This is a genomic window from Sphingomonas sp. P2_B6 (assembly GCF_056404755.1).
In genome coordinates this window covers 320829-347655 of sequence record NZ_JBFUDK010000002.1, presented here as the reverse complement: position 1 = coordinate 347655, position 26827 = coordinate 320829, and the positions used below count along the sequence as shown (strand labels likewise).

Genomic DNA, 26827 nt, shown 5'->3' with positions numbered 1-26827 from the left:
TCGGATCGACAGTGGCTGACGGCGGTCTCAGGGCCATTTTCCTCGAACAGCGGCCGATGCTGCTGCGGCTGCTGGTCGCGCGCCTGGGCAATGGCGATGATGCCGAAGACGCGCTGCAGGATATGTGGCTGCGCATCGACCAACTCGCCGACCGTCCCGTCGCCCAGCCCAAGGCTTTCCTCTATCGGATCGCCGCGAACCTGGCCACCGATCGCCGCATCGCGGCGGGCCGGCGCGGCGCGCGGGATGCCGCCTGGCTTGGCAGCCAGCCCGGCGCGGATGACCTGCCCGACGCGGAGCGGGCGTTGATCGCCAGCGATCAGTTGAAGACGGTCGCGGCAGCGATCGACGCCATGCCCGAGAGGATGCGGATCGCGCTCCACCGATTCCGGATCGAGGGCCGGTCGCAACGCGCCATCGCCGACGAACTGGGTATCACCGTCAGCGGCGTGGAGAAGCTGCTGCAGCGCGCCTATCGCCAAATTCACGATCGGCTCGAGCCGCTTGGTGTGGATATCGTGCTGCCATATCGTCTATCCGGGGAAAGGGGCACGAACCGTGCAGGGTGACGAGTCCATTATCATCGACCAGGCGATCGCATGGCATCTCCGCCAGACGGAGATGTCGGACCGCGACTGGGAGGCGTTCGTGACGTGGCTGGAAACGAGCCCGGCGCACGCCATGGCCTATGATCGAGTCGCGGCGGAGCAGCGCCTGGTCGACCGGATCGATTTCCCGGCCGAGGCAGCGAACGACCGATCGCCGGCACGCCGCTGGCCCTGGACCGTCGGCGGCATCGCTGCCGCCGCCGCTGCCCTGGCCGTGCTCACACCTCTCGTCATGCCCGCCGCACCCTCCACCTATACCGTCGCGACCAGCGCCGGCGAGCGTCGCACGCTGCAGCTGACGGATGGTACGCGGATCGAAATGAGCGGTGGCACGCGCCTGCGACTCGACCGCAGCCGGCCGCGCTTCGTCGACCTCGAAAGAGGCGAGGCGACGTGGCACGTCCGGCATGACCCCGCCAATCCGTTCACGGTGACGTCGGGCGACCTGACCGTCCGCGACCTGGGCACCGTCTTCAACCTCGCGCGCGATGGCGACCGGCTCTCGGTCGAAGTGTCTTCGGGGTCGGTATTGTTCCAGCCCGGTCGCGAATCGGTCGAACTTGCACCGGGGGACGCCCTGGTCGTCCGCGAGAAGAGGGGCACGATGACCAGGGCAAAGATATCGCCCGGGTCGGTCGGGGGCTGGCGCAGCGGTGCACTGAGTTTCGACGGCGAACCGCTCGGCAATGTTTTTGCGACCATCCATCGTCTCTACGCGACCCAGGTCGTCCTGGAGGGCAGCTTGTCGCAACGGCCGTTTACCGGCATGGTCCGGCTTACGGGAGCCGCCGATCGGGACATACCCCATCTGGCCGGCCTGATCGGGGCAAATTGGCGGCGTGACGGACAGCGGTGGATATTGGCGGGCGACGCGACGCCTTCGCGCTAGGCTGAGTACAGTATTGCTGCTCGCAGCGACGGGCATGCCGATACCGGCGGCGGCGCGTGACCTGTCCATTTCGGTGCCGGCGACCTCGCTCGACAAGGCGCTGACCGCGCTGGCGCATGAGACGAATGCCGAGATCATCAGTACCGAGGCCGGGTTGCGGGCGATCCGGACGCCTGCCTTGCACGGAACGATGTCGGTGCGGACCGCGCTGAGGCGCCTGCTCGCGGACACAGGCTATCGCGCGGTGCGGGTCAGTGGCGGCGGCTATCGGATCGTGCGTGCGCCGCCGCCGATGGCCCGGCGCATCCGGCCGGTGCCGATCGTGCCGCCGGCGGATCCTGCCGATATCGTCGTCACGGCAAGCAAGCAGCGCGTGCCGCTGCTGCGCTACCCGGGCAGCCTGACCTCCATCACGGGCACGTCCACCTTGTCGGCGAACGAGGTGGGGGACATGGCCGATGTGGCGGTCATCACCCCCGTCCTGCAAAGCACCCAACTGGGTGCGGGCCGGAACAAGATCTTCATCCGCGGGATCGCCGACAGCAGCTTCAACGGTGCCAGCCAGTCCACCGCGAGCATCTATCTCGACGATGTCCAGCTCAACTATTCCGGGCCCGACCCCGGGCTTCGGTTGTACGACATCCGCAGCGTGGACGTGATGGAAGGTCCGCAGGGCACGCTTTACGGTGCCGGTGCGATCGGAGGGGTAATCCGCCTGACGTCGAATCCGGTCGATCTGGCCGCTGTTCACGCGTCGATGGCGGGCGGCGTCACGGCGACTGATGGGGGAGAGGCCGGGTTCGACGTCGCCGGCATGGTGAATATGCCGCTCAAGACGGACCTGATCGGGGTGCGCGCGGTGGGATACCGCATCCGCGACGGCGGCTATATCGACGATCGCGGCCGGGGCCTGTCGAATATCAACCGCACCGATACATTGGGCGGACGTCTGGCGCTCCGCGTCGATGTCGGCGACGGATGGCGGGTCGATCTGAGCGGCGCCGGCCAGCAGATCGATTCGCGGGACGGCCAATATGCCGAGCGGTCAGCGGGCCCGTTCGCGCGACGCTCCCTGCTCGCCCAGCCATTTCACAGCCGCCTGTTGTTCGGCCGGCTGGTCCTGACGAAGGACTGGGACACCGGATTGCGGCTGGTGTCGGCCTCCGGAATCGCGACGCTCGACACGTCCGAGATGTTCGACGCGAGCGTCGGCGTGCCGCCTTATTCCATCCCCGCAAGCTATGACCTCGACAATTCGAAGCTGTTGCTGACTCAGGAAACGCGGCTGTCCCGTTCGCTGAGCAATGGCGGATCCTGGGTGGCCGGATTCGCGCTGCTGAGCAATCGCGACATCTTGTCGCGCACGCTCGGGTCGCCTGGCAACGAGGCGACGATCATCGGCGTCACCAACGTGACTCGCGCCGCGTCGGCCTTCGCGGAGGCGACGATTCCACTTCGCCCGAATCTCTCGGTGACGCTCGGCGCACGCGCGACCGAGGCGCGGATCGACGGCGAACCGTCCAGCAGGCCCAGGTCGAATGCCTTTGTGAAAGGGCGCTCGACTCAGCGGATCGACCCCACCATCGCGATGTCTTGGCTGATACTGCCGCAGGTCGCGGCCTTCGCGCGCTTCCAGACCGGGTATCGAACCGGCGGCCTAGCGGTTGCGCGCGGTGTCGGGCGCGTCGCGGACTATGGCGCGGACTCGATCATGGTCGGGGAGATCGGCGTCCGCCGGCTGCGTGCGGGCGAGACGGGCGTGACCTTTTCCGGCAGTATCTCGGCTGCGCGCTGGAGCGACGCCCAGGCCGATCTGATCAATCGCCGCGGGCAGCCCTATACGGTCAATCTAGGCGACGCCCAGATCTATACGGCGGAAGGCATGGTCGACTGGACTCCATTGCCCGGCCTGAACGCTACCGGTACCTTCCTCTATACCCGCAACACCGTCGACGATGTGACCGGTGCCCAGCCAACCGCGATCAACAGATTGCCCGAGACGCCTCCCGTCGCGGCGCGGGCGGGCCTGTCCTATGAATGGCCCGTCCGCGACCTGACCTTCCGCTCGGAGGGGACGCTCGGCTATGTCGGCTGGTCGACGCTCGGCATGGGCGATCTGCTTGACGTCCGACAGGGCAATTACGTCACCCTTGACCTGTCGGGCAGCGTGAAGTGGCGCAATATCGAGGTCTCGCTGGCGATCGCCAATGCGACGAACCGGTCGGCCAATCGCTTCGCGTTCGGCAACCCCTTCACGCTCTGGACAGGGGACCAGACGACGCCGCTGCGCCCGTTGAATGCCCGGCTGGGGATTGCGGTCAACTGGTAGGAGGGGGCCTTTGGGGAAGGGCGATCCTTCCCGGCCTGGTCAGGCGAGTGCCAGCCGCGTTCGCGCCGCCCGGTATTCCCGCTCGAGCCGGTCCACCCGCACCGCGACCGATTCGACGCGGTCGACCACGCCGATGCCCTGGCCCGATCCCCAGATGTCCTTCCACGCCTTGGCCTTGCTGCCATTGCCGCCCCCGAAGTTCATCGTCGACAGGTCGCCCTCGGGCAAATTGTCCGGATCCATGCCGGCCGCGACGATTGATCCGCGGAGATAATTGCCGTGCACCCCGGTGAAGAGGTTCGAATAGACGATATCGGCTGCCTTGCCCTCGACGATGCCCTGCTTGTAGCCGGCTTCCGCATTGGCCTCGTCCGTCGCGATGAAGGGCGATCCGATATAAGCGAGATCCGCGCCCATCGCCTGTGCCGCCAGCACCGCGTCGCCCGTCGCGATCGATCCCGACAGCGCGAGAGGCCCGGCGAACCATTGGCGGATTTCCTGGACGATCGCGAAGGGCGACAGCCGCCCGGCATGCCCGCCCGCGCCGGCTGCGACGGCAATCAGGCCGTCCGCGCCTTTTTCGATGGCTTTGCGCGCGAATCGGTCATCGATGATGTCATGCAGCGTAATCCCGCCCCAGCCATGCACTGCCTGGTTGAGATCCTCGCGCGCGCCGAGCGAGGTGATCACGATCGGGACCTGCCATTTGGCGCAGGTCGCCAGATCCGCCTCGAGCCGCTCGTTTGAGCGGTGGACGATCTGGTTGACCGCAAAGGGGGCAGCCGGCCGGTCTGGATTGTCGCGATTATGCTGCGCCAGTTCTTCGGTGATGCGATGAAGCCATTCGTCGAGCACGCCCTGCGGCCGGGCGTTGAGCGCCGGGAAGGATCCGACGATTCCCGCCTTGCACTGGGCGATCACCAGTTCGGGGCCGGAGATGATGAACAGCGGGGACCCGATCACGGGAAGCCGCAGACGATCGAACAGGGGCGGAAGGCTCATCTGCGTTTCATAGCGCAACTGAAATGACTGTCCAGCAAGGCGCGATTTGCCTTCACCAGCCAATGCCTTATGAGGCCAACACACCGGGATACATTATATCTGCTTTCGGAGTCCCTTTTTCATGAAATTCGTTATCGCGTCGCTGCTGCTCGGCGTTTCCACGCCCGCTCTCGCCGTCGGCCAGCTCCCCGCTGCCGTCGCTCCCATCGCCTATGACATCACGGTCAAGCCCGACGCCAAAGCGATGACCTTCAGCGGCACCGAGACGGTGACGATCCAGGTCAAGCAGGCGACGACCACCATCATTCTCAACGCGGCCGAACTGAAGCTCGGCAAGGTGACCTTCGACGGGAAGAATGTGCCCTTCACCATCGACGACACGAAGCAGCAACTCACCGTCACATTGCCCGCGCCGGCCAAGGCCGGCACGCACAGCATGAGCTTTGCCTGGGACGGCAAGATCAACACCACGTCCGCCGGGTTCTTCGCGATCGACTATACCAACCCGGATGGGTCGGCCGCCCGCATGCTGGCGACGCAGTTCGAGGCACCCGATGCGCGCCGCTTCGCGCCGATGTGGGACGAGCCCGCGTTCAAGGCGAAGTTCACGCTCAGCGCGATTGCGCCGGGCAACCAGACCGCCTTTTCCAACATGCCCGCCGCGACGGTGACCAACCTCACTGACGGTACGAAGAAATATACCTTCCAGCAGTCGCCGATCATGTCGAGCTACCTGCTGTTCCTCGGCATGGGCGATGTCGAGCGCAAGACGGTGATGTCGGGCAAGACCGAGATCGGCGTCATCACCCGTCGTGGCGTGGTCGACCAGGGCGACTATGCGCTGGCCGAGGCGAAACGCCTGCTGGCCTATTACAATGATTATTTCGGCCAACCCTATCCGCTGCCCAAGCTCGATATGATCGCTGGCCCCGGCTCCAGCCAGTTCTTCGGCGCGATGGAGAATTGGGGCGCGATCTTCTATTTCGAGCCCGAATTGCTGTTCGATGCCAAGCGCGCGACCCAGAGCCGGCGCGAACGCATCTTCACCGTCGTCGCGCATGAAATGGCGCACCAATGGTTCGGCGATCTCGTCACCATGTCCTGGTGGGACGATCTCTGGCTCAACGAGGGCTTCGCCTCGTGGATGGAGAACAAGAGCAGCCGCGACCTGAACCCGACCTGGGACGCACAGGCGAGCGCGGTGGCGTTCGATCGCGAAGGGGCGATCGGCCTCGACGCTACCTCGGCGACTCATCCGATCATCCGCCATGTCGAGACGGTCGATGAGCTGGGCGAGGCGTTCGACACCATCACCTATCAGAAGGGCCAGGCCGTCATCGGCATGATGGAGTCGACGCTTGGCGGCGACGTGTTCCGCAAGGGCATCCGCAGCTACATGGCGAAGTACAAATATGGGAACACGGTGACGAACCAGCTCTGGACGGAGCTGGGCGCGGCGGCGGGCAAACCGGTGGTCGATATCGCGCATGATTTCACCCTGCAGGGCGGCGTACCGCTGGTGAAGCTGACCGGCGCGACCTGCGCGGGCGGCGTCACCCAGGCGACCATGACCCAGGGGCGGTTCGGTTATGACGAGGTATCGAAGAAGCCGCAGACCTGGCGCGTACCGCTGACGCTCGGCCCGATCGGCAGCACTGTGACGAGCGCGATCGTCCAGGGCGCAGCGCCGACCACCGTCGCGGTGCAGGGCTGCGGCACGCTCGTGCTCAATCGCGACAAGGGCAGTTATGTACGCGTCCAGTATGACGATGCCGGCCATGCCGCGATCGTTCGGGATTTCAGCAAGATGGCGCTGACCGATCAGGTTGGCACGCTCGGCGATGATTATGCGCTCGGGCTGAGTGGCGATCAGCCGCTCGACCGCTATTTCGCGCTCCAGGCGGCCGTGCCGGTCGATGCGAGCCCGCTCGACTGGTCGGTGGTTGCCGGCAATCTCGGCGCGCTCACCACCCTGTTCCAGGGCACGCCGCTCGAAGCGCCACTCCGTGCGCGCACCATCCAGGTGCTGTCGCCGGTGATGAAGCGCGTGGGCTTCGACGCGCAGGCAGGCGAATCTCCGCTAACCACCAACCTGCGCGAGACCTTGGTCGCGCGGCTCGGCCATAGCGGTGATCCGGATGTCGCGGCCAGGGCGCGTACTTATGTGGCGGCGCTGGCAACCGATCCCAATGCCATTCCGGCGTCGATCCGCATGCCGATCCTCGGTGTCTATTCAGCGAACGCCACACCCGCGGAATGGGAGGCGCTGTTCGCCCTCGCCAAGGCAGAGAAGAACCCGGTGGAGAAGAACACCTATGTCAGGCTGCTCGGCAATGCGCGCGACGACGCCCTGGCGCAGCGTGCGCTCGGCCTGCTCAGGACCGATGACTTCACCGCCCCGCAAAAGGCCGCGCTGATCCGGGCCGTCGCAACGCGTCACCCGGAAATGGCGTTCGATTTCGCCGCGGCCAATATCGATCTGGTCAACGGCCTGCTGGAAACCAGCACCCGCGCCGGCTTCATCGTCGGCCTGGGCACGGCTTCGAACGACTCTGCCATGCCCGGCAAGATCACGGCCTTTGCCGAGAAGAACCTGCCCGAGGCATCGCGTGGCGGCGCGGCCAAGGCGCTTTCCGCCATCGCGGTGCGCAAGCAGGGTGCCGATCGGGTGCGCGCGGATGTCGCGAAATGGGTGGGCGCGGGGAACTGACCTGCCCCGGCTGGTGTGGAATAAGGCGCGCGATCGTCTCTTCCTGTATAGAGGCGTGAAGGAGTGACCCGATGACCCCAGCAGCCCGCGTCCAGGCGGCGATCGATCTGCTTGATTCGATCGTCGCCGCGGCCCGCGATTCCGGCGCGGCGGCGGATACGCTGATCGCCCGCTATTTCGCCGAGCGTCGTTATGCCGGCAGCAAGGACCGGCGCGCCGTGCGCGAACTGGTCTATGCCGCGATCCGTCGGCTGGGCGAGCGCCCGGCGAGCGGCCGCGCGGCCATGCTGGCGCTCGCGGAAACCGACCCGGAGATCGCGGCCCTGTTCGACGGCGTCGGCCATGGCCCGGCACCGATCGGCGCGAGCGAGCAGGCGGCAATCGCCGGCATCGCGCCCGACTGGATCCTGACGAAACTGCGCGAGTCGGGAGTCGATGGCGACGAGCTTCCCGTCCTGATCGACCGCGCGCCGCTCGATGTCCGGATCAACTGGCTCAAGGACGCGCCCGGGCCGATTGAGGGCGCCGAACCGATCCCGGGCCTGCCCGATGCCCTGCGTCTGCCATCGGGCACCAATATCGAGACGCTCGACGCCTATCGGGACGGCGCGATCGAGGTGCAGGACGCCGGCAGCCAGATCGTCACCCTCGCGGCAAGCGCCATCCCGGGCATGCGCATCGTCGATCTCTGCGCCGGTGCCGGCGGCAAGACGCTCGCGCTCGCCGCCCTGATGGGCAATGAAGGCGTGCTGCTCGCGACCGATACCGATCGCGCGCGTCTCTCCCGCCTGACTCCGCGCGCGGCGCGCGCAGGCGCAACGATCGTGGAGACCCGGCTGCTCAACCCGGGCCATGAGGCGGAGATGCTGTCCGACTGGGCGGGGAGTGCCGATTGCGTGCTGATCGACGCGCCCTGTTCGGGCACCGGCACCTGGCGCCGCAATCCCGAGGCGCGCTGGCGCCTGACGCCGGAGCGGATCGAGCGGCTCACCCGCACCCAGCGTCATGTCCTGGAAATTGGCGCCACTTTGGTCAAGCCAGGCGGCGCGCTGGTCTATATCGTCTGCTCGCTGCTCGATGAGGAAGGCGCTGGGCAGGTCTCGGTCTTTCTCGCCGACCATCCCGAATGGACGGCGGACGTGCTCACGCTTCCGGCCGGCCGCACGCACGGTGCGGGCGTTCGGCTCACCCCGGCGCATGATGCGACGGACGGGTTTTTTGTCGCAAGACTGCAACGTGCATGCTAGCCACAGCTATCGTGCCGAGACTGGAGTTGATCATGCGTTATTCGTCCGTCGCCGCCGCTGCTGCGCTGACGCTTCTTGCGATCTCCACTTCCCTGCACGGCCAGCGCCCCGACGATCAGATCGACCCGCGCTCGATGGCGCTGCTCGCCAAGGGCAAGGCGGCGCAGGCTGCCGGCAATCTCGATGCGGCGACTGACTCGCTCGAATCCGCGCTGGCGGTCGATCCGCGCAACCGCGTCGCCTTCGTCACCCTGGGCCAGGTCGCCGAGGCGCGCGGGCTGCCGGGCAAGGCGATCCGCCTCTATCGCGAGGCGCTGCTGCTCGAGCCCAATGACGTCTCGGCGCTGAAGGGGCAGGGCGAGGCCCTCGTCGCCAAGGGCGCCGTCGCCCGGGCGAAGGACAATCTCGCGAAGATCCGCACCATCTGCGGCAAGGCCGGCTGCGCCGACGCTACTGTTCTCGCCGCGACGATCGCCAAGGGCCCGCCAATCGCGACCGCTTCGGTCGAGGTGCCCTCGGCCAAGCCGGCGGCGAAGGAATAGAGCCTCTCGTCACCGTTCGTTTCGAGCGGAAAATCCGGGCTAACTCAGTACCCTCGCCAATGCGACGAACGACGCCACGCTGACGGTCTCGGCGCGGCGGGTCGGCTCGATCCCGACAGTCTCCAGCGCCTCCAGCGCCCCGGGGATTGATTTCAGGCTCTGCCGCAGCATCTTGCGGCGCTGGCCGAACGCCGCTGCGGTCAACCGCTCCAGCACGGCGAAGGTCACGCCGTCGGGCGCCTCGTCGGGCGTGATGTGCACCACAGCCGACATCACCTTGGGGGCCGGCGTGAAGGCCGAGCGGTGCACCGGCATCGCCAGCCTTGCGCTGCTGCGCCACTGGGCGAGCACGGCGAGGCGGCCATAATGGTCGTCGTCGGTCTTCGCGACGATACGCTCGGCGACTTCCTTCTGGAACATCAGGGTCAGGCTCTGCCACCAGGGCGCCCAGTCGGCCGACAGCCAGCGCACCAGCAACGCCGTGCCGATATTATAGGGCAGGTTGGAGGCGATATGCGGCTTGTTCCCGAACAGCGGCGCTGCGTCGATCTCCAGCGCATCGCCCTCGATCACGCGCAGCTTGCCGGGATAGTGATCGCCAAGCTCGGCCAGCGCCGGGATACAGCGCCGGTCCCGCTCGATCGCCGTTACCCTGGCGCCCGCCGCGAGCAATGCCCGGGTCAGGCCGCCCGGTCCGGGGCCGATTTCGAGCACGTCGGCATCGCTCAGGTCGCCCGGGATGCGCGCGATCCGGGCCAGCAGCTGCGCGTCGAGCAGGAAATTCTGCCCCAGCGCCTTGCTCGCGTTGAGCCCGTAACGCGCGATGACGTCGCGTAACGGCGGTAACGGGGACGGGGGAGGGGTCACGCCCCCGCTGCGGCGCGGCGCTCCGCGGCGCTCGCGGCAAGGCTGATCGCAGCGATCATCGCGCCCGGCTCCGCCACATCCTTGCCGGCGATGCCGAAGGCAGTGCCATGGTCGGGCGAGGTGCGCACGATCGGCAGACCCAGCGTGATGTTCACGCCCTCGTCGAAATGCAGCGTCTTCAACGGCACCAGCGCCTGGTCGTGATAGCAGCACAGGGCCGCGTCATAGGTGGCACGGGCGCGCCCATGGAACATGGTGTCGGCGGCGAACGGCCCGGTCGCGTCGATGCCCTCGTCGCGCAGCAGGTCGATCGCCGGGATGATGAAATCGATCTCTTCCCGTCCGATCGCGCCGCTCTCGCCGGCATGCGGGTTGAAGCCGGCAAAGGCGAGCCGTGGCCTGAGAATCCCGAAATTGCGGAACAGCCCACGCGCGGTCGCACGGCCCTTGGCCACGATCAGGTCGACCGAAAGCAAGCCGGAAACGCTCGCCAGCGGCACATGCGTGGTGATCGGCACGACGCGCAAGGACGGACCCGCCAGCATCATCACGGCATTCTCGCCGGCAATGCCGCAGCGTTCGGCGACGAATTCGGTCTGGCCGGGATGGGTGAAGCCGATCTGGTAGAGCTGGGCCTTGGAAACCGGTCCCGTCACCAGCGCGCGGGCGGTGCCCGACCGGGCGAGCCCGGCGGCGATCTCCAGCGCATGCAGCGCACAGCGCGCGCCGTCGACATCCGGCGTGCCGGGTGTGATCTCGCCGCCATCCTCGACATTCAGCACCGGCAGCGCGGTCGCGAACACGTCATTCGCTTCGGCCGGATCGAAGATGCGCTTGACCGGTCCTTGCCACACCGCGCTGATCGCACGCGCATCGCCCACCGCGAAGAAGGGCGCGAGCTGTTCCTTTTCGCGCGCGGCCCAGGCCTTGGCGATCACTTCGGGGCCGATCCCGGCAGGGTCGCCCATGGAGACCGCCAGTGGCGCGATCATCGCAAGCGCCCCTTAGCGATATTCGATCACCGCATCGCGGCGAAGATCGCGCAGCACGCCCTGCGCGCGCAGGTTGACGCGTGCCTGCTCCATCTGTGTCTGGACCTGCTCGGCCTGAGGCGCGGCGGCGACCTGCGGGTCATCGCGACCGCACAGCACCAGCGTACGGACGCCTTCCGTGGGCGATCCGAACCACGGCGTCGCCTCGCCGACCTGCATCTTCAGGATCATCTCCTGCAGACGGACGGGCAAGTCGCGCGCCTTGACCGAGGCGTTATCGACCACTTCGGCATTCAGCTCGGCCGCGACCTTCGCCACGTTGCCGCACCCGCGCATCGCCCGCGTCGCGGTTTCCAGTGCCGACACGCGGCTGGTAGCCGATGCCTGAGTCGTGCCCTCGGGGAATTTCACCGTGAGCTGCTTGAGGGTCAGCTGTGCGTCACGCGGATCGGCCATCAACACCTGCCGCTTGTCGACGAGATACAGGATGGAAAAACCGCCCGGGACCTCGATCGGCCCGGCGACTTCGCCGACGCCCATCTTCTGCGCTGCTTCCGACAGGCTCGCCGGCAGATAGGTCAGCTGGCCGGTGCCTACCCAGCCGAGATCGCCCTGCGTGCTGCGGGTCGAAGCTTCCGAGAATTGGGTATAATATTCAAAGGGTTTTCCGCCCTTTTCGATATCCTGGATCATCTGGCGCATATTGTCGAAGACCTGCTGCGCCCGGTCCGGACCGGCGGAGAGATAAATCTCCTTCAAATGATATTCGTTGGTACCCTTCGCTGCGTTGATGCGATCGATGGTGCCTTGCACCTCTTCCGCGCCCACGTTGACGAAGGGCTCGACCCGCCGGCGCAAATACCGGTTCCAGGCCAGATCGGCCTCGATCTGGCGCCGCAGCGACCGATCCGACGACCCGACGCTGCGCAGATAGGCCCGCATGTCGGGCACCGATTTGCCGAACTGCTGCGACACGCGCGCGAAGCTCTGGTCGATCTCGTCCTTGGTGACCTCGATCTCGTTGGTCTTGGCCTGCTGAATCTGCAGCGTCTCGTCGATCAGGCTGCGCAGCACCTGGAGACGAAGGCGGCCCTGATCCTCCGGGCTCAGCTTCAGCTGGTTGGCCGCGACGATCAGGCTGACGCGCTGGTCGACATCGGTGCCGGTGATCACCGTCTCGTTGACGATCGCGGTCGCCTTGCGGACGTTCGGATCGACCTTGCCGAAAATCTCCATGTTCTCGGGGATGTTGAGCCCCGACGCCGGCACGCTGCCGTCAGTCGTTTGCGCCGGCAGCCCGCTGGTCGCGGCGACGATCGCCAGTAATCCCGCACCGGCCAGGCCGATCCTGCGCCCGATACCGGTCGCCTTGTTCATCGAAATCATCACGTTTTTCAAAATCCCATCCCGCGCCGTCACGACCTGGCTATCGTTCACCATTGCTGAACCCGCGCTTAGCGGTCCAGATCGCCGTCGATCTTACAGAAGCTCAGTTTCCTGGAGTATCGTCTAGCGCCCCAGATTCTTGAACGCCAGTGACAACAGGAAGCTGTTGCCGCTCCGGGCGTCGCCGGTATCTTCGTAATTGCGCCGCCAGGTCAGCCCGATCCTGAGGCAATCATCCTCATATTGCACGCCGAGCCGATGCCGGATCGGATCGAAGCCATCGGACAGCGACAGTGGATCCTCGTTGCGATCGGTCAGGTCGATCACCGTCGATCCGAAGACCGACCAGAAGCGCGCGAACTGGAGCCGGCCCGCAAGCCGGGCTTCCTCGCGGTCCTGCAGATCCTCCGCCGTGGTCCCGATATTGCGGTTGAGCCGGAGATAGCCCAGCAGCACATAGGTGCTGCGTGATCCGATGGTCGCGTCCACCTCGTTGCGGCGGATCGCGAGATTATCCTTGTCGAGCCGGTAGCGGTGCGTGATCGAGACGAAATCGCGAAAGCGCAGCTCGGTGCGGCCGACGATGTCGGATGTACGGTCGCTGAGGCCAGTGCCCTGCGGGAAGATCGCGGGGCGGCTGTCCAGCCGATAGCTCTGGCCGACCGACGCATCGAGCGAGAAGCCCGGCAGGTCGACTGCCCAGTCGACGCCATAGGTGAAGCGCGTCGAATCCTCGAACCGGTCATATCCGGCGAAGCGGTTGAGCGCGAACAGGTTGGAGTCTTCCAGATCCACCGCCCGTGCGTCCTCATTGGGGATGCCGAGATTCTCGGTCTTGGGCGCGGCCACGATCTGGAATCGCGGCGTCAGTCGCTGGGTACCGCCCAGGAACGAGCCGATCAGCGGATATTTGACGTCCACCGCCAGCGCGCCGATCGCCCGGGCCTGGAAACCCTCGTCGCCGCGATAGCTGGTGACCGCCGTCGTCAGCGTGTCATTGGCATTGTAGACATCGCCGCGGGCATAGGCGGTAAAGGTCACTTCCTGGCCCCAGGGGGTCAGTTTGCGCAGGTCCCAGCGCGCGCTGGCAAAGGCGCGCTGCGTATCCTGGCCGGCGCTGCGGGTGATCGCCAGGCTGTTGAGCTGCAGCTCGATCTTGCCGCCAAGCACGCCCTCGTTGATTCGCCGGCGATAGTCGATCTCGGGCAGGGCGATCGGCTGCATGCCCTGCCGGTCGTTGACGCGCAGCGTCTGCACGTACCAGCCGGTCACCGCGAAATAGCTGTCAGGGTCGATCCGTTCGATCTTCGCCGTGGTGCGCAGGCGATCGTCGTTGGAGATGTCGTAGCGGCGCAGGAAGGTACGGTCGGTGGTCAGCCTGAGCGATCCGCTGACGCTCCAGTTCGGGTCGAGCTGATACCGCGCGACGCCGTCGAGATAGCCGCGGAACGCCTGTTCGGTGCTGGTCGGCTGAGTCGTCAGCAGATCGTCGCTGCGACGGCTGATCGTGCCATAGGCGCTGACCTTGAACGCACCCTTCTGGTCCAGCGCGCTGTAATCCGCCTGGAGCATCGGCAGGACGTTGGTGAACAGGCGCGGCGTGACGGTAAGCTGCCGATTCGGGCCGAGCGCGAAGAAATAGGGCAGGGCGAATTCGAAGCCGTTGACGGCATTGTAGCGGAAGGTGGGGCTGAGCAGCCCGGTATCGCTCTCTCCCCCCGCGGGATGCGAGAAATTGGGCAGCGGCACGGTCGGCAGGCCAAACAGATTGATCCGCGCGCCCTGATAATAGATCCGGTTCTTCTCCGGCCGGTAGGTCACCCGCACCGCGGTGATCTTCCAGGAAGGCTCCTTGGGGCAGCCGGTCGAGGTGGTGACGGTGCACGGCGTATAGGCCGCATCCTCCAGCGTCACCGTCTCGTCCAGCGCGCGCGTGCCGCGCCGCGCCGCGAGCCTGCCGCCACGTTCGAGCACGACCAGCATGTTGTCGACCACGCCGTCCTTCAGCGAATCGGTCAGCTCGATCGAATCGCCATAAGCGGTGTCGCCGCCCGGATTGACCACGACGATATTGCCGGTCGCCACGACCTTGCCGGTCTTGCGGTTCCACGTGACCTTGTCGGCGCGCAGCCGGTCTCCGCCGCGATACATGCGGACGTCGCCGGTCGCGATGACCGTCTCGTCGTCGATGACATATTCCAGCTCGCCGGCGCTGAACTGTACCTGGTCCTCCGCTGCCTGACTCTCGGCGGGCGGCGGCAACGGGACGGCGGGGATCTGCAGGTCCTGCCCATGCGCGGCCGAGCCGATGCAGAGCGCGAAGGGAAGGGCGCAGGTCGCGAGAAGATCGGAACGCTTCACGTTGGAAAAAACACCTCCAAGCGCGCCGGATGCGGTCGCGATGATGCCGCCCTATCGCACCCGATGCCCCGCGCTGCAATCGGGGGCGTGTTTTGCCAGCGCCGTTCCGCTGGCCTAGAGCATCCCGACTCAATCTCCGACGTCGAAAACCGAGGTTTCCATGCAGATCAGTTTCTCCGCCGCTCCTTCCAACGCCGCGCTGGCGCTTCCCGTGGACAAGGACGGCCTCGATCGGCTGACGAGCGCCGTGCTCGATGCCGATGCGCTCGCGGTGGTGAAGGGTGCTGCCCGCGCGAGCCGATTCGAGGGAGAAGCCGGCAGCGTGGTCGAGGCATTCGTGTCGCAGCCCGACGGCGTTCGCAGGGTCCTGCTGCTCGGCACCGGCGCCGGCGGCGAAAGCGACTATGAGCGCGCCGGCGGGGCGCTCACCGCGCGGCTGCTGACCTCCGGCGTGGAAGCCGCCGCGGTCGATTTCGGGTCGGCTGCGGCGTCGCCCCAGGCAGTGGCGCGTTTTGCCGGCGGCGCGGCACAGCGTTCCTGGCGGCTCGACCTCTACCGCACCCGGCTGCCCGAAAAGTCGAAACCGACTCTCGCCTCGATCGCCCTGCTCAACACGCCCGAGGGCAGCGAGGCGGCCTGGGCGCCGCAAAAGGCGCTGACCGAGGGGCTCGAACTGACCCGTACGCTCGTCGCCGAGCCGCCCAATGTCATCTATCCAGAAAGCTTCGTCGCCCGCGTGCTCGCTGATACCGAGGGCCTTGGCCTCGAAGTAACGGTGCTCGGCGAAGCCGAGATGAAGGAACTGGGCATGGGCGCGCTGCTCGGCGTCAGCCAGGGTTCGGCGCGCGACGCGCGTCTGCTCGCGCTGAAATGGAGCGGGGCCGGGGCCGGCGATCCGGCGCTGGCACTGGTCGGCAAGGGCGTGACCTTCGATACCGGCGGCATCTCGCTCAAGCCCGGCGCGGGCATGGAAGACATGAAGTGGGACATGGGCGGCGCCGGTGCGGTGGTCGGCACGATGAAGGCGCTCGCGCTGCGCAAGGCGAAGGCCAATGTCATCGGCGTGTGCGGGCTGGTCGAGAACATGCCCGACGGCAACGCCATCCGCCCGGGTGATGTGCTGACATCGATGTCGGGCCAGACGATCGAAGTGCTCAACACCGATGCGGAAGGGCGGCTGGTGCTGTGCGACGCGATCACCTGGGTGCAGCGCACGCATCACCCGAAGACGATCGTCGATCTGGCGACCCTGACCGGCGCGATGATCATCGCGCTCGGCAACGAGCATGGCGGTTGCTTCGCCAATGACGATTCGCTTGCCGACCAGTTGCTCGCCGCGGGCAAGGCCTCGGGCGACCTGCTGTGGCGCTTCCCGCTGTCGGATGCCTATAACAAGCTGATCGATTCGCCGATCGCCGACATGAAGAATGTCGGCCCGCGCGGTGCCGGCTCGATCACCGCGGCGCAGTTCATTCAGCGCTATGTCGAAACCGGGGTGCGCTGGGCGCATCTCGACATCGCCGGCATGGTCTGGGCCGACAAGCCCGGCGCCACCTGGGACAAGGGCGCCACCGGCTATGGCGTGCGTCTGCTCGACCGGTTCGTCGCCGACAATTTCGAGGGCTGACCCCCGCCCGGACTCGGTCGTTGCCCCGGACGGAAAGTGACATGCAGGTCGACTTCTATCATCTGACCGCCCAGCCGCTCGACCGCGTGCTGCCCCGCATCGCGGAGCGCGTGGTCGACAGCGGGGGCCGTCTGCTGATCGTGGCCGACAGCGAGGTGCAGCGGCTTGCGATCGACAAATTGCTCTGGACCTATGCGCCCGAAAGCTTCCTCGCCCATGGTCTGGCGGGTGGGGCGGGCGACGCGATCCAGCCGATCCTGATCGCGGCGACCCCGGTGGCCGCCAACGAGTCGCGCAATATCGCGCTGGCGGACGGCGTCTGGCGCGAGGAAGCGCTCGGCTTCGACCGCGTCTTCCACTTTTTCGACGGCGATCGAATCGTCGAGGCGCGACAGGCGTGGAAAGCACTTGCCGACCGCGACGGAATCGAACGCCGCTACTGGAAGCAGAACGACTCGGGCAAATGGGAACAGGCTGCCTGAACCAGCCCGGGATGCTTGCATCCGGGCCCGCTCCCGCCTAGGGGAGCCGCGACTTTTCCGCCCCATCACATACAGGAGCCCGTGACCGTCATGGCCGCGAACCGTACCTTTTCGATCATCAAGCCCGATGCCACCCGCCGCAACATCACCGGCGCCGTCACCAAGATGCTGGAAGAGGCCGGCCTGCGCGTCGTCGCCTCCAAGCGCATCCAGATGACCAAGGACCAGGCCGAAGGCTTTTACGGCGTTCACCGTGAGCGCCCCTTCTTCAACGATCTGGTGTCGTTCATGATCTCGGGCCCGGTCGTCGTGCAGGTGCTCGAGGGCGAGAATGCCGTTCAGCGTAACCGCGACATCATGGGCGCGACCAACCCGGCCAATGCCGATGCCGGCACGATCCGCAAGGAACTGGCCGAATCGATCGAGGCGAACTCGGTCCATGGGTCGGACTCGGACGAGAATGCGGCGATCGAGATCGCCTATTTCTTCAAGCCGGAAGAGATTGTCGGCTGAGATGAGCTGGCGGGTGCGACAGGCCGGGGCAGCGGACGCCGCCGCCCTGTCGCTGGTCGCTTCCGCCACCTTTCTCGAAACCTATGCCGGCCTGATCGATGGCCGGGATATCGTCACCTATTGCGCGACGAACAACCTGTCCGACAGGTTCGCTGCCTGGATCGATGACCCCCTCGGCGCGGTGACCATCGCTGAAGCTGCAATGGGCGGTGCGCCGGTCGGCTATGCCGTGCTGACCGAGCCCGACCTGCCGGTCGAGCCAGGCGTGGCGGACATCGAACTCAAGCGAATCTACACGCTCTCGCTGATGCACGGTTCGGGCCTCGGCCCGGCCCTGATGGACGCCGCGGTGGAAGACGCCGCGAGGCTTGGCCGCAAGCGCATCCTGCTTGGCGTGTACGGCAAGAACCCGCGTGCCCAGAGCTTCTACAAGCGCCAGGGCTTCGAGGTCATCGGCGAGCGGCAATTCCTGGTGGGCAGTACGCTCCACGACGACCTGGTTCTGGCACGCGACATCTGATCCTGAAGCGGGACGCGTAAACGCTCCGGCTTTCTCCTCCGCGCGCTTTATCTCCGGTCGACGCGAACGCTGGGAGGCCTACTTCAGGGCTTCGGCTTCTCCCGGGCCCAAAGCGCTTCCAGCCGCGCCGGCTGCGACGTTCGCTCCCGTAGGACGATCCCCTTCAGGCTGAAAGCTCGGCTCCGCGCGATTCGGCCGTGGGTCTCCCAGATCACGTCATAAATGGCACTGTCGCTGCGTTGTTTGTCGGCATCCCAATAGCTGCTGGTGATCAGCACGGGCAGTCGGCCTTCGCGCGCGTCGGGCCCGCCGTCGGTCGCCGCCAGGATCGCTCCGGAGAACCAGTCGGCCTGGATGTGCGGCTCGAGCACGCTTGATTGATTGCTTACGCCGAGCGCGGTGGGGAAGCGCACATCGATACTCTGGATCGGATGCGCCTCATCCTTGAGCGCGAGCCGCGAACCGCCATGTTCAGGCGTCGCGGTCAGCAGCACCAGGGTGCGCGCCTTGCTCTCGCTCGCCTTCTCGGCCTGCTTCTCCTGCTCGTCGGCGCGCCTGTCGGACCAGCTCATCCACAGGCTGAGCGCGGCGATGATCAGGCCGGCCACGCCGACCAGCTCCGCCAAGGTCACCCAGCGCCGCCGCGTCGCCGCCGCCTCCGCCCGCTCGACCGCCTGTTGCGCGGCGTTCTGGAGTGCCGGGTCCGGCGGAGGAGGCGCGGGAGGCGGAACGGGCTCGGGGACCGGCGGAACAGGGGTCTCGTCGCTCATCGTCCACCAGCCTCCAGTAATTTACGCGGCGCCACCAGCTCCCAGCTGATCGCGATCCGGTCGCCGACATGGTCCCAGTCGGTCTCGCCGGTGTCGAGCCGCATCCCGATCCAGCCCGCATGGCCGATATAGGCCGGCACATAATAGAGGTCCGGATCCATCTCGACGAGCATCGCCTGCTCCTCGAGCCCGCTCGTCTTGACCTGTACCGCCGTGCGATCGTCGCCATGATGGTTGTGCGAGAAATAGGCGAAGACCTTGCCCTTCTCGATGAAGAAGGTCGGTGCACCGTGCGAAATCTTTTCGGCGGCGCAAGGCAGCGCCATGCAGATGGTGCGGATTTTCGCGAGAACGGGCTCCGGGTCTGGACTCATCGCGCCGCGAAGTCTGCCAGAACCCTCGGGTAAAGGCGATGCTCTTCGGCGAGCACGCGCGCGGAAAGGGTGTCGGCGGTGTCGCCGGGCAGGATAACTATCTCTGCCTGGCCGAGCACCTCGCCGCCGTCGAGTTCCTCGGTGACGATATGCACCGAGCAGCCGGCGACGGCATCGGCGGCATCGATCGCGCGCTGGTGGGTGTCCAGACCCTTGTACTTCGGCAGCAGCGAGGGATGGATGTTGACGATCCGCCCGCGCCAGCGCGCGACGAAATCATCCGAGAGCAGGCGCATATATCCGGCAAGCGCGATGATTTCGACGCCGGCGGCGCGAAGCGCGGTGTCGATCGCGGCTTCATACTCGGCCTTGGGCATGCCCTTGGGCGATTGAGCAAAGGTGTGGAGGCCAGCGTCGCGCGCCCAGGCGAGGCCGGGCGCGTCGGGCTTGTCGGAGGCGACGATGGCGATTTCGTAGGGAGAGGCGGGATCGCGCGCTGCTTCAGCCAGCGACATCATGTTCGAACCGCGGCCCGAGATCAGAATGCCGACGCGCCGCTTCACTTCTCCCATCCCGCTCGCGGGAGGAGGCGGGTCCCATCAAGCCTCATGCGTTGCCGACCAGGCAGCCCGTGCACTCCACGCCTCATCGCTCCCGAACACCGTGCACCCACGCGTGCCAGCTTCGATCTTCCCGATCGCAAATACCGTCTCGCCAGCGGCCTCCAGCGCTGCCTTCACCCCGTCAGCCTGATCGGCAGCCACCACCGCCACCATCCCGATCCCGCAATTGAAGGTCCGCGCCATTTCCTCAGGTTCGATCGCACCCTGGCCCTGGAGGAAACCCATCAGCCGCGGCTGCGGCCACGCATCCGCATCGATCCGCGCATGCACGCCCTCGGGCAGCACCCGCGGCACATTCTCCAGCAGCCCGCCGCCGGTGATATGCGCCAGCCCTTTGACCCTTTTCCCGGCGAGTAGCGGCAGCAGCGACTTCACATAGATTCGCGTCGGCGCCATCAGCGCGTCGATCAGCATCACGTCCTGATCGAACAGGGCAGGACGGTCGAGCTTCCAGCCACGGTCCGCCGCGAGCCTGCGCACCAGCGAAAAGCCGTTCGAATGCACGCCCGACGAAGCGAGGCCGAGCAATATGTCGCCCGGCGCGATCGCGGCACCCGTCAGAACCCGGTCGCGCTCGACCGCGCCGACGCAGAAGCCCGCCAGGTCGTAATCGCCCTCGGCATACATGCCCGGCATTTCGGCGGTTTCTCCACCGATCAGCGCGCAGCCCGCCTGCTTGCAGCCCTCCGCGATCGAGGCGACGACGCGCTCGGCCACCGCTGCGTCCAGCTTCGCGGTCGCATAATAATCGAGGAAGAACAGCGGCTCGGCGCCCTGCACGATCAGGTCGTTGACGCACATCGCGACCAGGTCGATCCCGACCCCGTCATGGCTATCATGGTCGATCGCGAGCTTCAGCTTGGTGCCGACCCCGTCATTGGCCGCGACCAGCAGCGGATCCTTGAAGCCGGCCGCCTTCAGGTCGAAGAACCCGCCAAAGCCGCCCAGATCGGCATCCGCGCCGGGTCGCCGAGTTGATTTCGCCAAGGGCGCGATCGCGCGCACCAGGGCATTGCCGGCTGCGATGGAGACGCCCGCCTGGGCATAAGTATAGGGTTCAGTGTCGCTCATTGTCGCCGCCCTAGGGTCCGCATTCAGTATTCGCAACAGTCGCGATCGCCCGGAGAGGGGCGCTGGCAAGGAGCGTGGCGCAGGGCGGGCCGGGCAGCCCGTCCAAGCCGCGCGACGCAGTCCGGCGCGCCTCTCCGGGCGACCCCTTCGGGGCGGGCGGCTTTTGGCGTGACGCGGCGTCGCGCGTCGGTCACGATGGAAATCCATCGCTCCCTCCTTGCTCCTAGCCTCACGCCAAAATCCGCTCCGTCGCGGCTGTTGCGAATATTGAATGCGGACCCTTTGCCATATCCTGCTTGGATTTCCACGCCTGCTTCGCCAAAAGGGCCCGCAATGACTGCCCGTCGCCTTGTCCGCCTGCTCCCGGTCGCCCTGCTGATCGCCGTCACTGGCGGAATCGTCGCGGCACAGGGTGATGAAGATGGCAGCCCCGCCGTATCGGCGGGCGATGGATCGGGCAGCTATGAGGTTGGCGGCGTCACCGTCGACGTGACCGCCAAGACCGCGGAAGCGGCGCGCACCGGCGGATGGCGCCTCGCCCAGCGCAAGGGGTGGCAGATGCTCTCGCAGCGTCTCGGCGGGGATGGCAGCCTCGTCTCCGACAGCACGCTCGACGCGATGGTGTCGGGCATCGTGGTCGAGAATGAGCAGATCGGCCCCAATCGCTACGTCGCGCGGCTGGGCGTGCTGTTCAGCCGCGCGCGCGCTGGCGCGCTGCTCGGCGTCGCCGGGCAAACGGCACGCTCGGCGCCGATGCTCACCATTCCGATCGAGTGGTCGGGTGGGGCGGGGCAGGCCTTCGAGCAGAAGACGCAGTGGCAGGAAGCGTGGAGCCGCTACCGCACCGGCAACAGCGCGATCGACTATGTCCGCCCCGCCGGTTCCGGCCCCGATTCGCTTCTGCTCAACGCAGGGCAGACCGGGCGGCCGAGCCGCATCTGGTGGCGTACGATCCTCGATCAATATGGCGCATCCGACATCCTGGTGCCCGTGGTCCGGCTCTCCCGCCAATGGCCTGGCGGCCCGATCATCGGCGTGTTCGAAGCGCGGCACGGCCCTGACAATCACATCATCGCGCGTTTCACCCTGCGCGTCGGCAATGGCGACGCGCTCCCGGTGCTGCTCGACGCCGGCGTGAAACGGCTCGACGAGGCCTATCAGGCGGCGCTGCGGAGTGGTGTGCTCCGCACTGACTCCGGGCTTTCCAGCCGCCCGCCCGAGCCCGAGGCAGTCGTCGAGGACGAAGCCCCCGGAGAGGCGCCGGTGGAGGCGACCGACGCGCTGCAAGTCACCACTGGCGCCGCGATCAGCGTTCAGGTCGACACACCCGGGGCCGCGTCCGTCTCGGCGACCGAGGCCGCGCTTCGCGGCATTCCGGGCGTGCGGTCAGCGCTCACCACCAGCCTCGCGCTCGGTGGCGTGTCGGTGATTCGGGTCAGCTTCGATGGCGATCCGGCGGCGCTGCGGCCGTTGCTCGAAGCCCGGGGGTGGACCGTACAGGGCAGCGGCACGACATTGCGGATTCGCCGTGCCGGCACCCCGTCTCAAGGTGGCGCCGCCGCACCGCCACCGGAAAACGCGACCGAGGGATGAGCCAGATCGCGCTGCCATTTGATTGGCCGCCGGACCCGCGCGACGACGAATTCCTCGTCAGCGACTCGAATGCCCGTGCCGTGCAGCAGCTCGAACACTGGAGCACCTGGCCGGTGATGGCGGTGGTGCTCAGTGGGCCCCGCAAATCGGGGCGAAGCCTGCTTGCGCGAATCTTCGCCGCGAAGAGCGGCGGCGAGATCATCGACGATGCCGAGCGGCAGAGCGAGGCGGCGATTTTCCACGCCTGGAACCGCGCGCAGGAGACCCGGCATCCGCTGGTCATCGTCGCCGACGCGCCGCCGCCGGAATGGACGATCAAGCTGCCGGATCTTCGCTCGCGCCTCACCGCGAGCCCGAGCGCGCGAATCGGTCCGCCCGACGAAGCGTTGATGCAGGCCCTGTTCGAGCGACAGTTCCTCCGGCGCGGCCTGGATGCGCGTCCCGACCTGATCCAATGGCTGATTCATCGGGTCGAGCGCAGCCATGTCGCCCTCCTGCGCACCGTCGATATCCTCGATCAGGCGGTCCTCGCGCGCCACAAACGCTTGTCGATTCCGCTCGCGCGGGCCACATTGAGTGAAGCGGGGCTGATCGCCGGTCGCGCACCCGAATTACCGATCGAGAACCTATGACACGGCCCGCCCATATCGTGCGTCTGGACGATGACGACGACCCCTTCGTCAGCGGCGAGGGCAGCGAACGCTATTTCAATCGCGAGCTTTCCTGGCTGGCCTTCAACCGGCGCGTGCTGGAAGAAGCGTGCAATCCGGCGCATCCGCTGCTGGAGCGCGTGCGCTTCCTGTCCATCTCGGGCTCGAACCTCGACGAGTTCTTCATGGTCCGTGTCGCCGGCCTGAAGGGGCAGCAACTTCAGGACGTCGACCGGCTTTCGGTCGATGGCATGTCTTCGCGCCAGCAGCTCGCCGCGATCGTGGCCGAGGCCGATGAGCTGGTGGAGAGCCAGCGCTCGGTCTGGCGCGATCTGCGGCACGAACTGGCCGCGACCGGCATCGTCGTGCTCGGCTCCAAGACCATCGATGCGGCGGTCACGCCCGAGGAACTGACCTGGCTGGAAACCCATTTCCGCGAGCAGATCTTCCCCATCCTGACGCCCCAGGCGCTCGATCCCGCGCATCCTTTCCCGTTCATGCCCAACAAGGGTCTGGCGGTGATGTTCGATCTGGTCCGCCTGTCGGACAATGAGCCGATTCGGGAACTGGTCATGCTGCCGGCGCCGATGGCGCGGTTCATCCGGCTGCCGGGCGAAACGGCACGGTACGTCGCGGTCGAATCGTTGGTGAAGCGATTCTCGTCGCTGGTCTTCCCGGGTTACCGGGTCGAGGGCGGAGCCGAATTCCGCGTGCTGCGCGACAGCGATATCGAGATCGAGGAAGAGGCGGAGGATCTCGTCCGCTACTTCGCCAACGCGATCAAGCGCCGCCGCCGCGGCCGAGTGATCCGGCTCGAGCTGGAAAGCGGCATGCCCGAAGGCTTGTCCAAGGCCCTGCGCGACGAGCTGGGCGGCGCGGATGCGTTCGTCACCGAGAGCGGCGCGTTCCTCGGTGTCGGCGACCTGGAATCGATCGTCGACGAGGATCGCCCCGACCTGAAATTCCCGCCCTACAGCCCGCGTTTCCCGGAGCGGATCCGCGAGTTCAACGGCGATTGCTTCGCGGCGATCCGCGCCAAGGACATCGTCGTCCATCACCCGTACGAGACCTTCGACGTGGTGCTGGCGTTCCTGCGCCAGGCAGCGGCCGACCCGGACGTGGTGGCGATCAAGCAGACGCTCTACCGCGCCGGCAAGCAGCCCGCGGTGATCAACGCGCTGATCGCGGCGGCCGAGGCCGGCAAGTCGGTCACCGCAGTTGTCGAGCTCAAGGCCCGTTTCGACGAGGAGCAGAACCTTCTCTGGGCCTCGGCGCTCGAACGTGCGGGCGTGCAGGTCGTCTATGGTTTCATGGAGTGGAAGACTCACGCCAAGGTCTCGATGGTTGTCCGGCGCGAATCGGGGCAGTTTCGCACCTATTGCCACTTCGGCACCGGCAATTATCATCCGGTTACGGCGAAAATTTATACCGATCTCAGCTTCTTCACGGCCGATCCTCGTATCGGGCGCGATGCCGCGCAGATGTTCAATTACGTCACCGGTTATGTCGAGCCGCACGACATGGCGCTGGTCAGCCTCTCGCCGCGCGACATGCGGCCGCGGCTGATGGGGTTGATCGACACCGAGATCGACTTCGCCAGGGCCGGCAAGCCCGGCGCGATCTGGGCCAAGATGAACTCGGTGGTCGATCCTGCCGTGATCGAGAAACTCTATGAGGCCAGCGCCGCAGGCGTGCGGATCGACCTGATCATTCGCGGCATCTGCTGTCTGAGGCCGGGCGTGCCGGGCCTGTCCGAGAATATCCGGGTGAAATCGGTGATCGGGCGCTTTCTCGAGCACAGCCGCATCTGGGCATTCGGCAACGGCAAGGCGTTGCCCAATGACGGCGCGAAGATCTTCATCTCCTCGGCCGACTGGATGCCGCGCAATTTCGACCGCCGCGTCGAATATATGCTGCCGATCGAGAATCCGACGGTGCACGACCAGATCCTCGACCAGGTCATGGTCGCCAACCTGATCGACAACGAGCAGAGCTGGGAGCTCCAGGCGGACGGCAGCTATGTGCGGGCGGAGCCGGGCGACCGGCCATTCAACCTGCATCGCTATTTCATGACCAATCCGTCGCTGTCCGGGCGCGGTGCCGCGCTGTCGGCCAGCGACGCTGTCCCGAAACTTTCGTTGAGCCGCAGGCGTTAGGGGGCGTGGCCACCCTTCTTTTCCGCAAGCCCCGGGCCGAAACGGCCGGGGAGCCGCGCACCGGCATCATCGACATCGGGTCGAACTCGATTCGTCTCGTCGTGTATCAGGGGCCCGAGCGGCTGCCCGCGATCCTGTTCAACGAAAAGGTGATGGCCGGCCTCGGTCGCGGCCTGGCCGAGACGGGTGCGATCGCCGAACCCGCGCTCGAGGTGGCAAGCGAGGCGCTGGCCCGTTTCGCTGCCGTCGCGCGCGAAATGGAGGTGACCCGGCTCCGCACCGTCGCGACGGCCGCTGTCCGCGATGCGTCCAACGGCCAGGAACTGCTCGATACGGCGCGTGAACTGGGGTTGCAGGTCGAATTGCTCTCGGGCGAGCAGGAAGCGACCGCCGCCGGGCACGGCGTGCTGTCCGCCATTCCCGATGCCGACGGCATCGTCGGCGATCTCGGCGGGGGGTCGCTGGAACTGGTCCGCGTGTCAGGCGGCAGGGTGCGCGACCGCGTGTCCTTCCCCTTCGGTGTTCTGCGCATCGGTGCGATGCGGGCGAAGGGGCAGGGGGCGCTCGAACGGCAGCTGTTCAAGTCGCTGAAGGCCGCCGGCTGGCTTGGGCGGGGCAGGGGGCTGCCGCTCTATCTCGTCGGTGGATCATGGCGCGCGCTGGCGCGGCTCGACATGCACCTCAACAATTATCCGCTGCCGGTGATCCACCAATATTCGATGACATTGCCCGCGGTCGCGCGCATGGGCCGCACGATCAGCCATGTCCCGAAAAGCTGGCTGCGCGCTATTCCCGGCCTCTCCTCGGGCCGCGCGGCGACGCTGGGCGATGCCGCCGCGCTGCTCGCGGTGTTGCTCAAGCATCTCCAGGCCGAAACCACGATCGTCTCCGCCTTCGGCCTGCGTGAAGGCTTGCTCTACGGCGCGCTGGATGCCCCGATCCGCGCGCAGGACCCGCTGATCGTCGCCGCACGCGACGAGGGGCAGCGCCACGGCCGTTTCGCTGAGCATGGCGATCTGCTCGACCACTGGATTGCTCCTCTCTTCGCCCGCGACACGCTGGCGCAGGCCAGGTTGCGGCTCACCGCTTGCCTGCTTGCCGATGTCGGCTGGCGTGCCAATCCTGAATTCCGCGCCGAACGCGGCGTCGAGATCGCGTTGCACGGTAATTGGGTGGCGATCGACGCGCGCGGTCGCGCCATCGTCGCCCAGGCGCTGTTCACCAGCCTTGGCGGCGGCACCGACATTCCGGTGCCGCTGGAGTCGCTCGCGCCGGCCGACGACCTGAAACGCGCGATCAGCTGGGGTCTCGCGATGCGGCTGGGCCAGCGACTCAGCGGGGGCCTTGCTGGTCCACTGCGCCGCTCGCGTCTCACCGACGATGGCGAGATCGTGACGCTTCACGTCACCCCGGACGACCTCGCGCTGTATGGCGAGGCGGTGGAACGACGCCACGCGGCGCTCTGCACCGCGCTCGGCAGGAAACCGATCGTTACCGCCTGAGGTCTCAGCCGCC

The 26827-nt window shown here is 66.7% G+C and carries 23 protein-coding genes; 14 read left to right on the top strand and 9 right to left on the bottom strand.

The window, feature by feature from the left end; all coding sequences use genetic code 11:
• The first annotated feature begins 11 nt into the window (after window positions 1-11).
• From AC1DX5_RS04130 to AC1DX5_RS04120, 3 genes are read left to right on the top strand one after another with little or no spacing between them, the layout of a single operon-like run.
• On the top strand, window positions 12-569 hold the full coding sequence (locus AC1DX5_RS04130) for an RNA polymerase sigma factor (RefSeq protein ID WP_465173419.1): 558 nt from the start codon (window positions 12-14) through the stop codon (window positions 567-569).
• The gene (locus AC1DX5_RS04125; protein ID WP_465176758.1) at window positions 559-1497 is read left to right on the top strand and encodes a FecR family protein; all 939 of its coding nucleotides are present in this window, start codon (window positions 559-561) and stop codon (window positions 1495-1497) included. Before AC1DX5_RS04130 ends, AC1DX5_RS04125 begins: the two co-directional genes overlap by 11 nt.
• 13 nt (window positions 1498-1510) lie before the next feature.
• Window positions 1511-3826: a TonB-dependent receptor gene (locus AC1DX5_RS04120; protein WP_478014293.1), complete on the top strand. Its 2316-nt coding sequence runs from the start codon at window positions 1511-1513 to the stop codon at window positions 3824-3826.
• Between the two features lie 39 nt (window positions 3827-3865).
• On the opposite strand, the gene AC1DX5_RS04115 is transcribed toward AC1DX5_RS04120, so the two are convergent.
• A complete protein-coding gene (locus tag AC1DX5_RS04115; protein ID WP_465173416.1) occupies window positions 3866-4828 on the bottom strand; it encodes an NAD(P)H-dependent flavin oxidoreductase in 963 nt (320 codons plus the stop codon).
• Between the two features lie 121 nt (window positions 4829-4949).
• On the opposite strand from AC1DX5_RS04115, the gene AC1DX5_RS04110 reads away from it, so the two are divergent.
• The 3 genes from AC1DX5_RS04110 (at window position 4950) to AC1DX5_RS04100 (ending at window position 9327) form a co-directional block, all read left to right on the top strand.
• The gene (locus AC1DX5_RS04110) at window positions 4950-7538 is read left to right on the top strand and encodes a M1 family metallopeptidase (RefSeq protein ID WP_478014291.1); all 2589 of its coding nucleotides are present in this window, start codon (window positions 4950-4952) and stop codon (window positions 7536-7538) included.
• A 71-nt stretch (window positions 7539-7609) separates the two neighbouring features.
• Window positions 7610-8785, top strand: coding sequence for an RsmB/NOP family class I SAM-dependent RNA methyltransferase (locus tag AC1DX5_RS04105; protein WP_478014290.1), 1176 nt, complete (start codon window positions 7610-7612; stop codon window positions 8783-8785).
• A 32-nt stretch (window positions 8786-8817) separates the two neighbouring features.
• Window positions 8818-9327, top strand: coding sequence for a tetratricopeptide repeat protein (locus tag AC1DX5_RS04100; RefSeq protein WP_465173413.1), 510 nt, complete (start codon window positions 8818-8820; stop codon window positions 9325-9327).
• Between the two features lie 39 nt (window positions 9328-9366).
• Here the strand turns inward: AC1DX5_RS04100 and rsmA are convergent, their stop codons facing one another.
• The 4 genes from rsmA to AC1DX5_RS04080 form a co-directional block, all read right to left on the bottom strand.
• Window positions 9367-10194, bottom strand: a complete 828-nt coding sequence (rsmA, locus tag AC1DX5_RS04095) for a 16S rRNA (adenine(1518)-N(6)/adenine(1519)-N(6))-dimethyltransferase RsmA (protein WP_465176754.1) — start codon at window positions 10192-10194, stop codon at window positions 9367-9369.
• Window positions 10191-11186, bottom strand: coding sequence for a 4-hydroxythreonine-4-phosphate dehydrogenase PdxA (gene pdxA / locus AC1DX5_RS04090; protein ID WP_465176753.1), 996 nt, complete (start codon window positions 11184-11186; stop codon window positions 10191-10193). The genes rsmA and pdxA overlap by 4 nt, the downstream gene beginning before the upstream one ends.
• A gap of 12 nt (window positions 11187-11198) precedes the next feature.
• Window positions 11199-12563 carry a peptidylprolyl isomerase gene (locus AC1DX5_RS04085; protein ID WP_465173410.1) on the bottom strand — a complete coding sequence of 455 codons (1365 nt, stop codon included), beginning with the start codon at window positions 12561-12563 and terminating at the stop codon, window positions 11199-11201.
• 132 nt (window positions 12564-12695) lie between these two features.
• Window positions 12696-14933, bottom strand: coding sequence for an LPS-assembly protein LptD (locus AC1DX5_RS04080; RefSeq protein ID WP_465173409.1), 2238 nt, complete (start codon window positions 14931-14933; stop codon window positions 12696-12698).
• A 160-nt stretch (window positions 14934-15093) separates the two neighbouring features.
• Between AC1DX5_RS04080 and AC1DX5_RS04075 the strand changes: the two genes are divergently transcribed.
• The 4 genes from AC1DX5_RS04075 (at window position 15094) to AC1DX5_RS04060 (ending at window position 18075) form a co-directional block, all read left to right on the top strand.
• Entirely contained in the window at window positions 15094-16560 is a 1467-nt protein-coding gene (locus tag AC1DX5_RS04075) for a leucyl aminopeptidase (RefSeq protein WP_478014289.1), read from the top strand.
• Between the two features lie 41 nt (window positions 16561-16601).
• Window positions 16602-17042, top strand: coding sequence for a DNA polymerase III subunit chi (locus AC1DX5_RS04070; protein ID WP_478014288.1), 441 nt, complete (start codon window positions 16602-16604; stop codon window positions 17040-17042).
• Window positions 17043-17132: 90 nt separating this feature from the next.
• Window positions 17133-17555 (top strand): nucleoside-diphosphate kinase, encoded by a 423-nt coding sequence (gene ndk / locus AC1DX5_RS04065; RefSeq protein ID WP_478014287.1) that lies wholly within the window; start codon window positions 17133-17135, stop codon window positions 17553-17555.
• Between the two features lies 1 nt (window position 17556).
• Complete coding sequence (locus tag AC1DX5_RS04060; RefSeq protein WP_478014286.1) at window positions 17557-18075, top strand: GNAT family N-acetyltransferase; 519 nt, start codon at window positions 17557-17559, stop codon at window positions 18073-18075.
• A gap of 83 nt (window positions 18076-18158) precedes the next feature.
• Here AC1DX5_RS04060 and AC1DX5_RS04055 read toward each other — a convergent pair whose 3' ends face one another.
• The 4 genes from AC1DX5_RS04055 to purM are packed head-to-tail and all read right to left on the bottom strand — an operon-like array spanning window position 18159 to window position 20913.
• Window positions 18159-18845 carry a hypothetical protein gene (locus AC1DX5_RS04055; RefSeq protein ID WP_465176749.1) on the bottom strand — a complete coding sequence of 229 codons (687 nt, stop codon included), beginning with the start codon at window positions 18843-18845 and terminating at the stop codon, window positions 18159-18161.
• Window positions 18842-19219, bottom strand: a complete 378-nt coding sequence (locus AC1DX5_RS04050; protein ID WP_478014285.1) for an MmcQ/YjbR family DNA-binding protein — start codon at window positions 19217-19219, stop codon at window positions 18842-18844. Before AC1DX5_RS04050 ends, AC1DX5_RS04055 begins: the two co-directional genes overlap by 4 nt.
• Window positions 19216-19791, bottom strand: a complete 576-nt coding sequence (gene purN / locus AC1DX5_RS04045) for a phosphoribosylglycinamide formyltransferase (RefSeq protein WP_465176747.1) — start codon at window positions 19789-19791, stop codon at window positions 19216-19218. Before purN ends, AC1DX5_RS04050 begins: the two co-directional genes overlap by 4 nt.
• A gap of 27 nt (window positions 19792-19818) precedes the next feature.
• Window positions 19819-20913 carry a phosphoribosylformylglycinamidine cyclo-ligase gene (gene purM / locus AC1DX5_RS04040; protein WP_465173402.1) on the bottom strand — a complete coding sequence of 365 codons (1095 nt, stop codon included), beginning with the start codon at window positions 20911-20913 and terminating at the stop codon, window positions 19819-19821.
• A 333-nt stretch (window positions 20914-21246) separates the two neighbouring features.
• Here purM and AC1DX5_RS04035 point away from each other — a divergent pair, with 333 nt between their 5' ends.
• Genes AC1DX5_RS04035 through AC1DX5_RS04020 form a run of 4 tightly spaced genes read left to right on the top strand, consistent with a single transcriptional unit; the run spans window position 21247 to window position 26814 of the window.
• Entirely contained in the window at window positions 21247-22506 is a 1260-nt protein-coding gene (locus tag AC1DX5_RS04035; RefSeq protein WP_465173401.1) for a heavy-metal-associated domain-containing protein, read from the top strand.
• Window positions 22503-23138: an HdaA/DnaA family protein gene (locus tag AC1DX5_RS04030; RefSeq protein ID WP_465173400.1), complete on the top strand. Its 636-nt coding sequence runs from the start codon at window positions 22503-22505 to the stop codon at window positions 23136-23138. Before AC1DX5_RS04035 ends, AC1DX5_RS04030 begins: the two co-directional genes overlap by 4 nt.
• On the top strand, window positions 23135-25312 hold the full coding sequence (locus AC1DX5_RS04025; RefSeq protein WP_465173399.1) for an RNA degradosome polyphosphate kinase: 2178 nt from the start codon (window positions 23135-23137) through the stop codon (window positions 25310-25312). Before AC1DX5_RS04030 ends, AC1DX5_RS04025 begins: the two co-directional genes overlap by 4 nt.
• Before the next feature lie 5 nt (window positions 25313-25317).
• Window positions 25318-26814 (top strand): Ppx/GppA phosphatase family protein, encoded by a 1497-nt coding sequence (locus AC1DX5_RS04020; RefSeq protein ID WP_478014284.1) that lies wholly within the window; start codon window positions 25318-25320, stop codon window positions 26812-26814.
• The last annotated feature ends 13 nt before the right edge of the window (window positions 26815-26827 follow it).